13 protein-coding genes are annotated in these 13,998 nt (G+C 62.1%); 9 read left to right on the plus strand and 4 right to left on the minus strand.

The features are described 5' to 3' along the window. Positions 1–21 precede the first annotated feature (21 nt). A complete protein-coding gene (locus ACSQ2A_RS18690; RefSeq protein ID WP_436073439.1) occupies positions 22–1,698 on the minus strand; it encodes an ABC transporter ATP-binding protein in 1,677 nt (558 codons plus the stop codon). Positions 1,699–1,944: 246 nt separating this feature from the next. On the opposite strand from ACSQ2A_RS18690, the gene ACSQ2A_RS18695 reads away from it, so the two are divergent. Both ACSQ2A_RS18695 and ACSQ2A_RS18700 read left to right on the plus strand, forming a co-directional pair. Next, complete coding sequence (locus ACSQ2A_RS18695) at positions 1,945–2,196, plus strand: hypothetical protein (RefSeq protein WP_436073440.1); 252 nt, start codon at positions 1,945–1,947, stop codon at positions 2,194–2,196. A 266-nt stretch (positions 2,197–2,462) separates the two neighbouring features. Then, complete coding sequence (locus tag ACSQ2A_RS18700; protein ID WP_295411757.1) at positions 2,463–3,272, plus strand: tetratricopeptide repeat protein; 810 nt, start codon at positions 2,463–2,465, stop codon at positions 3,270–3,272. A gap of 44 nt (positions 3,273–3,316) precedes the next feature. Here the strand turns inward: ACSQ2A_RS18700 and ACSQ2A_RS18705 are convergent, their stop codons facing one another. From ACSQ2A_RS18705 to ACSQ2A_RS18715, 3 genes are all read right to left on the minus strand, one after another. Further along, the gene (locus ACSQ2A_RS18705) at positions 3,317–5,473 is read right to left on the minus strand and encodes an SPOR domain-containing protein (protein ID WP_436073441.1); all 2,157 of its coding nucleotides are present in this window, start codon (positions 5,471–5,473) and stop codon (positions 3,317–3,319) included. Positions 5,474–5,546: 73 nt separating this feature from the next. Next, a complete protein-coding gene (gene argS / locus ACSQ2A_RS18710) occupies positions 5,547–7,292 on the minus strand; it encodes an arginine--tRNA ligase (protein WP_436073442.1) in 1,746 nt (581 codons plus the stop codon). 30 nt (positions 7,293–7,322) lie between these two features. Continuing rightward, on the minus strand, positions 7,323–8,516 hold the full coding sequence (locus ACSQ2A_RS18715; RefSeq protein WP_436073443.1) for a deoxyguanosinetriphosphate triphosphohydrolase: 1,194 nt from the start codon (positions 8,514–8,516) through the stop codon (positions 7,323–7,325). A gap of 86 nt (positions 8,517–8,602) precedes the next feature. On the opposite strand from ACSQ2A_RS18715, the gene erpA reads away from it, so the two are divergent. From erpA to tatB, 7 genes are all read left to right on the plus strand, one after another. After that, positions 8,603–8,956: an iron-sulfur cluster insertion protein ErpA gene (erpA, locus tag ACSQ2A_RS18720; protein WP_436073444.1), complete on the plus strand. Its 354-nt coding sequence runs from the start codon at positions 8,603–8,605 to the stop codon at positions 8,954–8,956. Between the two features lie 30 nt (positions 8,957–8,986). Beyond that, on the plus strand, positions 8,987–10,090 hold the full coding sequence (locus ACSQ2A_RS18725) for a serine hydrolase domain-containing protein (protein WP_436073445.1): 1,104 nt from the start codon (positions 8,987–8,989) through the stop codon (positions 10,088–10,090). Positions 10,091–10,110: 20 nt separating this feature from the next. Next, positions 10,111–10,890 carry an exodeoxyribonuclease III gene (xth, locus tag ACSQ2A_RS18730; RefSeq protein ID WP_436073595.1) on the plus strand — a complete coding sequence of 260 codons (780 nt, stop codon included), beginning with the start codon at positions 10,111–10,113 and terminating at the stop codon, positions 10,888–10,890. Positions 10,891–10,969: 79 nt separating this feature from the next. Further along, complete coding sequence (locus tag ACSQ2A_RS18735) at positions 10,970–11,755, plus strand: segregation and condensation protein A (protein WP_295411762.1); 786 nt, start codon at positions 10,970–10,972, stop codon at positions 11,753–11,755. Continuing rightward, the gene (scpB, locus tag ACSQ2A_RS18740) at positions 11,752–12,408 is read left to right on the plus strand and encodes an SMC-Scp complex subunit ScpB (protein WP_436073446.1); all 657 of its coding nucleotides are present in this window, start codon (positions 11,752–11,754) and stop codon (positions 12,406–12,408) included. The genes ACSQ2A_RS18735 and scpB overlap by 4 nt, the downstream gene beginning before the upstream one ends. Before the next feature lie 578 nt (positions 12,409–12,986). After that, positions 12,987–13,196 carry a twin-arginine translocase TatA/TatE family subunit gene (locus tag ACSQ2A_RS18745; RefSeq protein ID WP_295411764.1) on the plus strand — a complete coding sequence of 70 codons (210 nt, stop codon included), beginning with the start codon at positions 12,987–12,989 and terminating at the stop codon, positions 13,194–13,196. A gap of 51 nt (positions 13,197–13,247) precedes the next feature. Further along, positions 13,248–13,997 (plus strand): Sec-independent protein translocase protein TatB, encoded by a 750-nt coding sequence (gene tatB / locus ACSQ2A_RS18750; protein WP_436073447.1) that lies wholly within the window; start codon positions 13,248–13,250, stop codon positions 13,995–13,997. Position 13,998: the final 1 nt, after the last annotated feature.

A 13,998-nucleotide genomic window follows, 5' to 3' on the forward strand; every position in this document is an offset into this window, starting at 1 on the left:
GGAGAGACATTGGCAAGAGGCCTAGATGCTGGCCTGGACCGCCTGAAGGCGAGCGTAGTAGCCGTTTGCCGCCATCAGCTCATCATGCCGGCCTTGCTCCACGATCCCATCCTCGGTGAGCACGAGAATGCGGTCGGCATTGCGCACGGTGGTTAGCCGATGCGCGATCACCAGCGTCGTGCGACCCTTGGCGAGCGATTGCAGCGCCATCTGCACCGCGCGCTCGCTTTCATTGTCGAGAGCACTGGTCGCCTCATCGAAGATGAGGATAGCCGGGTCCTTGAGGAAAGCACGGGCGATGGTCAGGCGCTGCTTCTGCCCCCCTGACAATTTCACGCCCCGCTGCCCGACATCGGTGTCATAGCCTTGTGGAAGGGCCATGATGAAGTCGTGGGCATTGGCAGCCTTCGCAGCGGCAAATACGTCATCGTCGCTGGCGTGCGGCCGGCCATAGCGCAGGTTTTCGGCCACCGTGCCCGAGAACAGGTAGGTATCCTGCTGCACGACACCGATCTGGCGCCGGAGCGAGGCCAGCTCGAAATCGCGGATATCCTGACAGTCTATCGTGATGCCCCCGCTTTCCACCTCGTAGAACCGTGGGATGAGGGCGCAGAGCGTACTCTTGCCGACCCCGGATGGACCAACCAGGGCCACGAACTCGCCCGGTGCAATATCGATGTTCAGTTTTGAAAACACCGTCCGGCCATCGCCGTAGCCGAAGCCGACGTCGTTGAAGCGGATATTGCCACGGAAATGCGGGGCAGGGCGGGCATGCGGTGCATCCACGATATCAGGAACCTGTTCGAGGATTTCCATGACGCGCGTGAAGCCGGTGGACCCTTCCTGCCAGAGGCGGACGATATTGGCGAGACGGTTGACCGGATCGACCAGAACGCCGACGCAGAGCAGGAACGTCAGCAGGTCGGGCACCGACATGTCCGCGGCAAGGATCCGCATGGCGCCGGCGATGATCACGATGATCGTCACGAGATGGACGAAGACCTCCATACCCACGAAGAACCATGTCTCGCTGCGATAGCCATCCTTGCGGCTTTCGACAAAGGTCCGGTTCTCAGCTTCAAACCGGGCGAGCTCAAAACCCTCATTGGCAAAGGATTGCACCACGCGAATGCCGCCCAGAGCATCCTCGACCCGCTCATTGACCGAGGCGATCTTCTCCCTGCTCAGTGCCAGCGCCTTGTTCATGCGTCGGTTGAAGTAGAGCGCATAAACCACTGCAACCGGAAGAAGGATGGCGATGTAACCCGTCAGGGTCGCATCGATGAAGAACAGCACGGTGAGCGCACCAGTGAACTTCAGGAGGCCAATGGCGATATCCTCCGGCCCATGGTGGAACATTTCCCCCAGAGCGAAGGTGTCATTGGTGATCCGGCTCATCAATTGCCCGACACGGCTACGGTCGTAAAAGCCGAAAGAGAGCTTTTGGCAGTGCTCGAACAGCTCCCGCCGCACGTCGGCCTCGATGCGCGCGCCCATGGCGTGGCCCTGATAGTCGACAAAAAACGTTGCGCCGGCCTGGGCAATGAGCACCAGGATCATGACGCCGCCCATGGCGAATATCTGCGAGAGCGCCTCGCCGCTGTCGTCGAGGATCAGCAAGCGCGTCGTGACATAGTTGGCGCAGAGCGGCAAAGCGATCGCCGTTGCCGCGATGAACGCTGCGCAGACAAGGTCCATGACCAGCAAGTGCCGGTAGGGCCGATAATAGGAGACGAATTTGCGAGCCCGTTGACAGCCGGGCCGCGCGAAGAAGTCGGAAAGAGTGTCGCGAAGAGAGCGGCTAGTATTGTCCGGGCGCGCTTCTTCCGAGGAGTTTTTCGAATGCATTAACGATCATGTCCTGATGAATTTCCGTGTGGTTGATCGGGAACAGGATCGCTTTCATTTCGAACTCCTATATGCGGCGCAAAAAGCCGCCGAAGTATGGGTGCTTCGCGCCTCTTTCACAACGCCGTGTTCGCCCCGGCCAATCAGGCTCTCGATCTCTGTGACGAATTGGCAACAGCACCCGGGATTCACTGCGGCGCCGCGCGGCATAAAGAATTTGGCGATGTTTCCCGCCACAATCTCATCTTAAACGAGATGGCTAGGCATTCGGGGGCGGGTGTCGGCAATTCGGGGATGGAGCCGCCGGGCTTCGTCTTTGACCTGTCTGTGGCGCGCCTGACTGCTTGAAAATAGGCGGGAATCCGCCAGTTCTTGGTGAGCACGTGCGCAGACAGGATACGATCAGTTCCAGATATTTGAGCGGCCTGATGGCCGTCGGCGGTGCCCGCGGGGATGTGATGTCCTCGGCTCAAATCCTGCCGCAATGCGAGTTTACCAAAACTTCACACTTCGCTTTTCCTCAGCCGGCATCGGGGTCAAATTCCTCGCGTATGTCGGTTGAACAGCAGATATTTGTAGCACCCGCCCATGCCGTTATGGGCAAAAGGAGTAAGATGCGGAAATCGCCGGCTTTTTATCTGGCATCCGCGGTAACCGGACTTGCGCTGTCGGTTCTGACAGCAGCGATCCCCGCACAGGCACAGACAGCGGCCGAAGCCGCGCTCGATCTAGCCAATATGCTGGACGGCGCTGGCGGCGGCGTGTCTGGCGATGCCTATCTTTCCGCGCTTGAAAATGCGGCCGCTGCTGGCCAGCCCATGGCCATGTGGCAGCTTGGGACCATGTATGAAAATGGCGAAGGCGTTGCCAAGGATCCTGCAAAGGCCTTCGGCTATTTTGCCCAGATCGCCAATCAGCACGCCGATGCGGCGCCACGCGGCGTCGAGTCCGATATCGTTGCGCAGTCTTTTGTGAAGATGGGCGACTACTATCGCCAAGGCGTGCCCGATGCCGGCATTCCGGCGGATGTCGAGCGCTCGCATGCGCTGCTGCTCCATGCCGCTACCTATTTTGGTGATGCCGATGCCCAGTACCGCGTTGGCCTGCTTTATCTGCAGGACGAAGGCCTGGGCGTAAATCCGCTGCAAAGCGCCCGCTGGTTTTCGCTTGCCGCCCGCAAGGGCCACTGCCTGGCGCAGGCCCGCCTCGGCGACCTGCTCTTTACCGGCATGGAAGGCATCGAGGCCCAGCCGATCGAAGGGCTCATGTGGCTGAACCTGTCCCACGACCGTTGCCGCGGCACCGCCGATCAGGCACAGGTCGATGAGCTGCTTAACCGGGCATCGTCAATGGCGCGGCCCGAGGATCGCGCCAATGCAGCAGCGCTGGCCGAGTCCATCGCACCGCAGTTCGCCGATTTCTGAGAACGCGTAGCCGCAGCGATCTAGCGCTGCGGCATCAACCCCCCTTAGAGGGTGAAGCAGTCGCCGCCATTGGCCTTGACGTTCGAGCAGATCGTATTGGCGTCCTGCAGCGAATTGGCCGGTACGCGAACGCGATAGAAAATCCCACGATCACCGAGATCAACGCGCTGGACTTCGAGGCTGGCGCCGCCAAAAAGCGAGCCAAAGCGGCTGGCGATTTGCTCGGCCGTCTGGCGGGCCGCTTCCTCCGTCCGCTGGGACGACAGTTGCACATAGGCGGGCGCAGAGTCGCCGGCTGACGCCGTGGCGGTTGGCTGGGGCTGTTGTGCGGCAGGAGCTACAGTCGGCAAGGTCGGCGCAGGCGCAGTTGCCACGGCGGGGGCCGGCGTTGCGGCAACAGGCGCCGCGACGGCCGCTTGGGGTGTAAAGTTCGTCGGACGAACGAGCGGAACAGGCGCCGTCTTGCCACCAACCGGCGTGCCGGTCAGGTCGACAACCGGTACGGTCGAGCCGGGCTGCACGGGAACGACCGTGGGTGTCGCAGCGGCTGGCGTTGGCTCAGGAATGGCGGCCGGCGCATTCGCAATGGCATTGGCAATCAGATCCGGCGTCGAGAAATCGGCGCCAGGAACCTCCGGCACGGAGGGACGATCGACAGGCAGCATCGCCGAACCGGCGAGGCTGTCGCCGCCGCTCACGATGGTGCCGTCCGGCCGTACCGTGACCGTACGAACCTTGCGGTTGACCAAACCTTCTTCGCTGACATCGGCGGCGGCCGCGACCTGAGTCACTGCCTCCACGTCGGACTGGTCGCGCGAGACGATCTGTTCTTCAGCGCCGGTATCGACGCCAGAAATTTCGTTGAAGACCACCGATTGGCTGGCTGCGTCGGCAGCAGGTGTCGGCTCGGGGACTTCCTTGGTGGGTGTTGTGTCCGCAGCAACAAGCGGGGCAGGGCCTTCCGGCGTGCCGCTACCAAGGCCGAGGACCGTGTAGAGGCCGACTGCCGCAACTGCCAGCAGCAGCGTGGCGACGACGGGTCCAGCAAGCGAACGCGTCAAGCCAAGCACACGGCCGCGTGGTGCCCTGGGAGATTTTGCAGGCTCTTCGGGTGGCAGGCTCGCTTCGATAGCCGGCTCTACCCATTCCACCCGGGCCCCACTGGTCTCGGCAGCGGCCAGAATGGCCTCTTCCACGGATGAGACACGGGTTTTGTTCTGTGCCGGTGGCACCACAGCGGCCGGCTGGGGTTCGCGCGACGGCAAGGTCGGCGTCGCGAGGCTGCGCAAGGCCGGGCTAGGGGCCGTGGGCGCCTGCTGAACGCGGGCTGCGGGACCAATCAGCCGCTCGATCTCTTCGAGAGGATCGGGCAGGGACTGAGGTTTGGGCTGTTGCGGCGGTTCAACTGGCTGAGGAGCAGAATGAGCCTCGGCCGGCCTGACCTCGGGAGCCACAACTTCCGCAGGTTCAGGGCGAACCTCAGGCCGGTTGGCCAGGTTTGGGGCGAGGCCGAAAACCGGAGGAATACCAAAGGCATCGGCTTCGCGCGGGAAAGTCTGGCCACGAACCGCACCAGTTACGTCCAGTTCGTCGATTGGATCGTCCTGAGTCTGAACTCGGGGTTCTGGCTCGTCGCCAACGGCCAGTTCAGCTGCGATCAGGCTGGCAAGGCTATCCTGATCCAGATCCGGCATCTCTTCGGCCGGCGGCGCCGTAGGTTCGGCGCGCACAAACACCGGAGCGGGCGGCGCGACATCCTGTGGGGCAATAGCAATAGGCTCGACGGGCGTTGTCGGTGCGGGTGCAGGCTGGGGCGTAAAGCGCCGCTCCACGACCGGCGCCTCATTCACGGCCGGCTTGGCGGCACCAAAGGCAGGAGCAAACGCCGCTGGCTCCACGCGCTGCGGCGAATCCACCTTGGGCTGGCTGGCCTGCGGCTTGCGGTCGAAACCGAAAACAAAAGGTTCAGGAGCAGGAGCATTATCGCCCGGAATACGTACCGGGCGGCTCGGTGCCTCTACTTCTTTCTGGGGCGCAACCGCTGCAGGACTATCGCCGCCCGGTATTCGAACCGTCACAGCCGGTTCACTCTTGGGCTTGTCGCCTTGAGCGTCCTCAGCCATGAGGCGAGCGAGTTCCGCGATCAGGTCGTCCGCGCTATCGGTCTGTCCTGCCATATGTTTCGGTTTCGCTGTCGTCATCGGCCAGCGCCCCTAGATTGCTGCCAGCTCCTTTGGGGAGTTTGCAGCGAGTTTTCACACTAATGCGCCCGAATTATGAAAGCTCTTCGGGAGCCGAAACACCCAGAATTCCAAGGCCATTGCGGATTACCTGACGTACGGCATCCACAAGTGCGAGTCGCGCCAAAGTGAGCTTTGGATCGGCAGCGTTAACAAAGCGTAACGAATGGTCGTCGTTGCCCTTTGCCCAGAAGCCGTGGAAAGCCGCGGCGAGGTCGTGGACATAGAATGCAATACGGTGGGGCTCGTGCGCAATGGCCGCTGCAGACACCGTCCGCGGCCATGCGGCAAGGAGCCGGATCAACTCAAGATCGGCAGCCGAGGTCAGCCGCTCGACTTCGGCGTTGGCAAGGGCAGGGGCGCTGAAATCGAGCCCCGGCACTTCGAGTCCCGCCTTGCGGAAGATCGAGCAGGCGCGAGCATGCGCGTACTGCACGTAGAACACCGGGTTGTCGCGGGTCTGTTCTTTGACGACGGCGAAGTCAAAATCCATCGAGGCGTCGTTGCGGCGGAAGAGCAGCATGAAGCGCGTGGCGTCGGCGCCAACTTCCTCGACCACGTCAGAAAGGAGGACCAGGTCGCCGGAGCGCTTCGACATCTTGAAGGGCTCGCCGTTCTTGAGCAGCCGCACGAGCTGGCAGATGCGCACGTCGATATCGGCTTCGCCCTGCGACACGGCCTTAACGGCCGCCTGCAGGCGCTTCACATAGCCCGAGTGATCGGCGCCGAGCACATTGACCATGTGCTTGAAGCCGCGGAGATATTTGTTGCGGTGATAGGCAATGTCGGCGGCGAAATAGGTATAGCTGCCGTCCGACTTGACCAGTGCGCGATCGGTGTCGTCGCCAAAATCCTTGGCGCGGAACAGCGTCTGCTCGCGCTCTTCCCAGTCCTCGGGCGTCTTGCCCTTCGGCGCTTCGAGCAGGCCCTGGTAGACCAAGCCCTCTTCACGCAGCCAATCGAGCGTCGTCTGAATATCGCCGCCCTGGCCATGCAGGGTGCGTTCGGAGAAGAAGACGTCGTGATGAATATTGAGCTGGGCAAGGTCAGCCTTGATCAGTTCCATCATTTCGGCGAGGGCAGCCTCGCGGGCGATCAGCACGGCTTCCTGCTCAGGCTTTTCGAGCAGCGAAGCGCCATATTCGGCAGCAAGTGCCTTGCCGACAGGAACGAGATAGTCTCCCGGATAGAAGCCCGAGGGAATTTCAATGGTTTCGCCAAGCGCTTCGCGGTAGCGCAGCAGCGCCGACTGGCCGAGAATGATGGTCTGGCCGCCGGTGTCGTTGATGTAATATTCGCGCGTCACATCATAGCCGGAATAGGCCATGAGCGAGGCGAGAGCGTCGCCAAAAACGGCGCCGCGGGTGTGGCCCACATGCATGGGACCGGTCGGGTTGGCCGAGACATACTCGACATTGACCCGTTCGCCCTTGCCAAGGTTGGACTTGCCATAGGCGTCCTTCTGCTCGGCAATGGCCTTCAGCACCTTGTGCAGGATCGGCGTGGCGAGGCGGAAATTGATGAAGCCTGGCCCCGCAACCTCGACCGAGGTCACGTCGGAATCGGCCTTGAAGCGCTCAACCAGCGCCGCAGCGACTTCCCGTGGATTCTTGCCGAGGGGCTTGGCCACAACCATTGCGGCATTGGTCGAGAGATCGCCATGGGCGGGGTCTCGCGGGGGTTCCACCACAACGCGCGACAGCAGATCGGCGCCCAGTTCGGGGTGATCGGCAAGCAGAGCCTCGGTGACCCGAGTGGTGAAAAGTGCGAAGATATCCATGACAAACCCGCTGGAAATGCTGTGAGGCGGTTAGCGGAATTCCGGGCGAGCGTCAAACAAGCGCTGATGTTCGTCAAGTGCGTAGGGGTCGGTCATGCCGGCAATGAAGTCCGCAACGATGCGCGCCCGGGCGTTGACATCACTCGCCGCACGGGCGGCATCGCCCCAACGGCCAGGCATATCGGCACTCTCCATATAGGCCGCAAATAGCCGCTCGACGACAGCTTCGCTCTCGCGCACCGGCCGCATCACCGCCTCGTCGCGATAGACGCGCTTATAGAGCACGCCCTTCAAGCCCTTTTCGGCTTCGGCCACGGCCGGCGAGAAGGCTATCAGGGTTTTGCCGGCCATACGGACGTCTTCGGCGCTCGCGACGCCGGACGCGGCTATGTTGGCCGCGCTCTGGGCGATAACGTCTTCGATGGCGCGCGTGATCATGCGCCGCTGCACTTCGTGCGTCTGCCGCTTTACGGCAACGTCGGGGTAGAGGCCTTCGACCTCGCGCACGATTGGGCCCGCCATTGGCGCGTCCTCGAAATCGGCGAGCTGAACCAGGCCTGCGCGCAGGGCGTCATCGATATCATGGGCATTGTAGGCAATGTCGTCGGCAATAGCGGCCACCTGAGCCTCAAGGCTCGCATGGCTCGATAGCCGCAGATCCGCGACCGCCGGAATATCAGCGACGCCCGACGGCAGGCCTTCTTCCTCATAGCGCCCATATGGACGGCCATCCGGATGGATCAGTGGGCCATTGTGCTTGAGAATGCCTTCAAGCGTTTCCCATGTGAGATTGATGCCGTCGTGTTCGGCATAACGATTCTCGAGCTGGGTCACGACGCGCAGCGCCTGAACGTTGTGATCAAACCCGCCATAGGACGCCATGGCCCGATGCAGCGCCCGTTCACCGGCATGGCCGAAGGGTGTGTGGCCAAGATCGTGGCTCAGCGCCACGGCCTCAGCCAGGTCCTCGTTAAGCCTCAGCGCGCGCGCGATCGAGCGGGCGATCTGGCTGACTTCCAGCGTGTGGGTCAGCCGATTACGAAAATGCCGGCCCTCGTGATGCAGAAAAACCTGCGTCTTGTGCTGCAGCCGGCGAAAGGCGGTCGAGTGGATGATGCGGTCGCGATCCCGCTGGAATTCCGAGCGGGTCGGGCTCGGTCCGGTGCCGTAGAGGCGCCCGAGGGAATCTTCGGGCTTGCTGGCATAAGGCGCTGTTTCGTTCATCTTCTCGTTCCAGGCCTTTGCAATAGCGCGCGATGCGCCTATCTTAAGGCCAGTGTTATGACATTACGACCGTACGGACACTTCAAATGACCGCTGCCGCCCTTGCCGAATCCCCTGCCGTGACTTTGTCGGATCGCGCTGCAAAGCGCGTGTCTCGCATTCTCTCGAAAGAACCGACGGGCACCGTGCTGCGCATTTCGGTGGCTGGCGGCGGATGCTCCGGTTTCCAGTACGAATACAATCTCGTGCAGGAGACGGCGAACGAGGACGACCTCGTTCTGCAAAAGGGTGATGCCACAGTGCTCATCGATTCGCTGAGCCTGGAATTCATGGGCGGCGCGGAAATCGACTTTACGGACGATCTGATCGGCCAGGCCTTCCAGATCAAGAACCCGAACGCCGTCGCATCCTGCGGCTGCGGCACGAGTTTCGCCGTCTAAATATTCAAGAACATTTCGGGGGAGGGGACTATGGGCGCGCGCGTCAACGCGGTCATGGATGAGGCTGTGTCCGGCAGCAAGATCGTCGGAGCGGAACTAATCGTCTATCGCCATGGGGAACTGATCCTGCGGCGCACTGCAGGCCATTTCGATCGCGAAGCCGGCGTGCCGATGATGGAGAACGCCATCTATCGCCTGGCCTCGGTCACCAAGCCCATCGTTGCCGCAACAGCGCTGGCCATGATCGACAAGGGCCTGCTCGGGCTTGACGATCTCGTCTCCAAGCATCTCGACTACTTTGCGCCCAAGCTCGACGACGGCTCCTTGGCGCCAATCACCATCCACCATCTTCTGACCCACACGTCCGGGCTCGCCTATGGCTATGCCGACGAGACGATTTCGACCGGCCTCGGGCCGACCGACAAGGATTTCCGCGCTAATTTCTCGAAGGTCGCCGCGGCCCCGCTGCTGTTCGCGCCGGGCACCGGCTGGACCTATTCGGTCGCCATCGACGTTCTCGGGGCCGTGCTGGCCGCAGTGCAGGGCGGTTCGCTCCAGGATGCGGTGCACGCCCACATCACCGGGCCGCTTGGCATGGACGAAACCGGCTTCTTCGTCGCCGACAAGGCACGCCTCGCCATCCCCTATGCCGATGGCGCGCCCGAGCCGACCGTGATGACCGACCCGCAATTCGTCCCCGGAGAAGACGGCGGCACGGTGATGTTCTCGCCCTCCCGCATCTTTAGCGACAAAGCCTTCCAGTCCGGTGGTGCCGGCATGGCTGGCACGCCGGAAAATATCGCGAAATTCCTCGAAACCCTGCGCAAGGGCGGCGGCTCCCTGCTGAAGCCGGAGACTGTTGCGCTGGGCTTTTCCAATCGCATCGGCGATCTCTACAGGCAGGATCAGGGCCAGCGCTTCGGCTATTTCGGTGCTGTCATCGATGATCCTGAGGCCGCTGCCTCATCCTCTGCCAAGGGAACGGTGAACTGGGGAGGGGTTTATGGCCATTCCTGGCTTGTCGATCCCGCCAATGCCATTACGATAGTGTCGATGAGCAATACCGCGCTCGAAGGGTGCACGGGACGTTATCCCAAGGACCTCATTCGCGCCGTTTACGCCGACCTCAACTAAAGCCGGAGAGAGCCATGGCCTTGCGCGTCGCCACCTGGAATATCAATGGCATCAAGGCCCGGCTTGAACTGCTGGTGCGTTGGCTCGAAGAAGAAAAGCCCGACATCGTCGGCCTCCAGGAAATCAAGACGGTCGACGAAGGCTTTCCGACCGCCGAGATCGAGGCGCTTGGCTACAATGTCGTGACCCATGGCCAGAAGAGCTGGAACGGCGTTGCGCTCCTCTCCAAGCTTCCCTTCGATGAAGTGCATCGTGGCCTGCCCGGCGACGATGCCGACGAACAGTCACGCCTGATCGAAGGCGTCTTTTCCGTCGAAGGCGGCGTGGTCCGCATCTGCAATATCTACCTGCCGAACGGCAATCCGGTCGATACCGAGAAGTTTCCCTACAAGCTGCGCTGGATGGATCGGCTCAATACCTTCGTTGCCGGTCGTCTGGCCTTGGAAGAGCCCTTCGTGCTGATGGGCGACTTCAATCTCATTCCCGCGCCGATCGACGCGCATGATCCCGACGCATGGTGGGGCGATGCGCTATATCGCCCCGAAAGCCTCGAAAAGTTCCGCATCTTGCGTAACCTCGGCATGACCGATGCCCTGCGCTCCATCACCGCCGACCAGACTTTCACGTTCTGGGATTTCCAGGCCGGTGCGTGGCGGCGAAATGCCGGTATCCGCATCGATCACCTGATGCTTTCGCCGCAGGCGGCCGACCGGCTGGACGATGTTACCGTGCACAAGGATGTGCGCGGCTGGGACAAGCCGAGCGACCACGTTCCCGTGGAAGGGCTGTTCAGCTTCTAGCCCAACTGCCTGGCTCGCTTGACGCTGCGGCCCCGTGCCGCCAAGGATGCGGCATGACTTGTGCCCTGCGGATATTTTCATGACCGGATCGCTGACCGAATGGCTCGACGCAGAAGCGCCGCCAGAGGGTGAGGTCCTGCATGTCGATGTGGACGGCTATGAGGGGCCGCTCGACCTGCTGCTGGACTTGGCGCGGCGTCAGAAAGTCGATCTCGCGGCGATCTCCATCCTCGCGCTTGCCGAGCAATATCTGGCCTTCATCGACCGGGTGCGCGAGCGGCGCATCGAAGTAGCCGCCGACTATCTGGTGATGGCGGCGTGGCTCGCCTATCTCAAAAGCCGCCTCATGGTGCCGCAGGTGCAGGACGACGACGAGCCATCCGGCGAGATGCTGGCTGCCATGCTGCAGTTCCGGCTCAAGCGGCTGGAGGCCATGCGCCTAGCCGCGAGCCGCTTGTTGGGCCGGCCGAGACTGGGATTGCAGATCTATTCCCGCGGTGCGCCCGAACCTCTGGAAGTGGCGCGTAAATCCATCTGGGAAGCGAGCTATTATGAACTGCTGAAAGCCTATTCGGCTCAGCGCGAGCGCGGCGCGGTTACCGAGTACCGCCCGATCACGCGCACGGTGTGGTCGCTGCAGGATGCGCGAGACATATTGCAGCGGCTGATCGGCGAAAGCGCCGAATGGGTTGCGATGGATACCTATCTCGAACAATACCTTGCCCGATCCGATGAGAGAACGACGGTTCGAGCATCCACCTTTGCCTCAAGCCTCGAACTCGTTCGCCAGGGCGAAATCGAGGTGCGGCAAAGCGAGACATTTGGGCCGATTCTGTTGCGGCGCCGGAAACGTGAACAGCCATGAATGAAGAGAACTTCGAAGGAGAGGTGCGCCAGCGTCAGTTGCGCATTCTCGAGGCACTGCTGTTCGCTTCGTCCGAACCGCTGTCTCTGGCCGAGATGTCGCCCTATGTGGGCGACGGGGCCAACCTGCCGGTGCTGATCGACGAGCTGCGTGCGCTCTATTCCAATCGCGGCGTCAATCTGGTGCGCCGCGGCGATCGCTGGGCATTTCGCACCGCCGAAGACCTGGGCTTCCTGCTGCGCAGAGAGGAAGAGGAAACACGGCCGCTCTCCCGCGCCGCGCTCGAAACTCTTGCGATCATTGCCTATCACCAGCCCGCGACTCGGGCCGAAATCGAGGAAGTCCGCGGCGTCGCCGTCGGCAAGGGTACAATGGATATCCTGATGGAAGCCGGCTGGGTGCGCATGCGCGGCCGCCGGCGTACACCGGGCAGGCCCGTCACCTATGGCACGACCGACGCCTTTCTCGACCACTTTGGTCTTGAGCATTTGTCCGACTTGCCGGGCCTCGATGAACTCAAGGGGGCAGGGCTCCTCTCGTCCAGGTTGCCGCCATCGTTGCAAATTCCGCTGCCGTTCGATGGCGCCCTGCGCGAAGACGAAGACCCGCTTGCCCCGGACGACCAGGGTGATGCAGTCGGCGACGAAGACTAGCGCAAGCATTGCCGAGAGCGATCTATCCATCTTATCCACGCCACCGGGAGTCGTGACACACTCTCCCCGTTCCCACCGATAACACGCGGCACCGACGAAGTGCCGGGCGGGAAGTCGGGTCGCTCGGGGTCGCCTGGGCGAGTGCGTGGATGCTGACCACCGGTCGGCGGCGAGAAAGAGGAGAGAGGGCGAAGACCCGCCTCGATTATCGAACCGCAACCCCAAAAGGGGGCCGCTCGATGCATGCGCAAAAAATCCCGGACGTGCGAAGCGGCTTTTGCCTCTTCCTTCCATCCAAATTTTGAGGCGAAAGCCGCTTCCACCGTGCGCCCGAAGGGCGTCTCGACCGTGCAACCGCGACGCCAAAGGGCCGGGCGGCTTTTGTGCTGCAATGCGCGTTGTCCTGCCTGCTGCCACGTCTCCCGGCCCTCAGAGACGCCAAACCATGGCCTCAGCGGCTTAGGTTGCCGCTTTCGTGAGTGCGCAAAGGCAACACGTTCTTGTGTTTGCCTGCGATTGAACCTATTTCTCGCACATCTATCGCGTGTAACGCGTTCTGAAAGTCTAGGGAGATCACCATGCACGCGCCTTCCATTTGGGGCATTCTCGTAGTTGCCGTCGTCGTTATTCTGCTTTTCGGCCGCGGGAAGATTTCCGGCATGATGGGTGAAGTCGCCTCGGGCATCAAAGCCTTCCAGAAGGGCATGAAGGACGACGAGAAGCCGGCTGAACGCGTCACCACGACTGCTGAAGTCGATGCACGCGAGACCGAACGCAAGGACGTCTGATCCTTCTCGGCCTGACTTGGCGGCCGTGGGCCGCGCTCGGAGACTAACCTTATGCTCGGTCTAGGCTGGACAGAGATGCTGGTGATCGGCGTCGTTGCGCTGATCGTCATTGGCCCCAAGGACCTGCCCGTCGTCATGGGACGCATCGGCAAGTTCGTGGGTCAAATCCGCCGCATGGGCAATGACTTCCAGCGGGAAATCAATCGGACGACAGGGCTGGATGAGGTGCGGAACCTCCGCAATTCCATCACCTCGCCACTGAAGAAAACGGCCGAAGAAATCCGCAAGGAATTCAACACAATGACGCCGAGCGGCCCGCAGCCGAGCGGTGTCATCAAGCCGGCCGATCCCAAGGTCGAGAGTGTCGTCGACGAGTTGCGCAGTGCTGCAGGCATGCCGGCTGCCAAGAAGTCGAATGACGAACTGGCGTCCGACTATGGCTTCAAGGGCACCGAGCCGGTGAAGGCTGCACAGGCAAAGCCGGTCAAAGCCGCCGCAGCAGCGCCGACATCGCCCGTGACGACAACCGATCTTGCGCCGGTGGAAGAGGCCAAGGCCGCCAAGCCTGCGCCCGCCAAGAAACCCGCCGCGAGCAAAACTGCTACGACAGCCAAGACCAGCGTCGCCAAGAAGCCGGCAGCGAAGACCGCCACGGTCGAAGCCGAAGCTGCGGCAAAGCCTGCCCGCAAGCCGCGGACCAAGGCTGCTGTCGCTGAGGTTATCGCAGAAGAACCGGCCGCGCCCGCCAAAAAGCCGCGCGCACCGCGCAAGAAGCCGGCTGAACCGGTAGAAACGAAATAAC

The organism is Devosia sp. LjRoot3 (genome assembly GCF_964252865.1).
GTDB lineage: Bacteria > Pseudomonadota > Alphaproteobacteria > Rhizobiales > Devosiaceae > Devosia.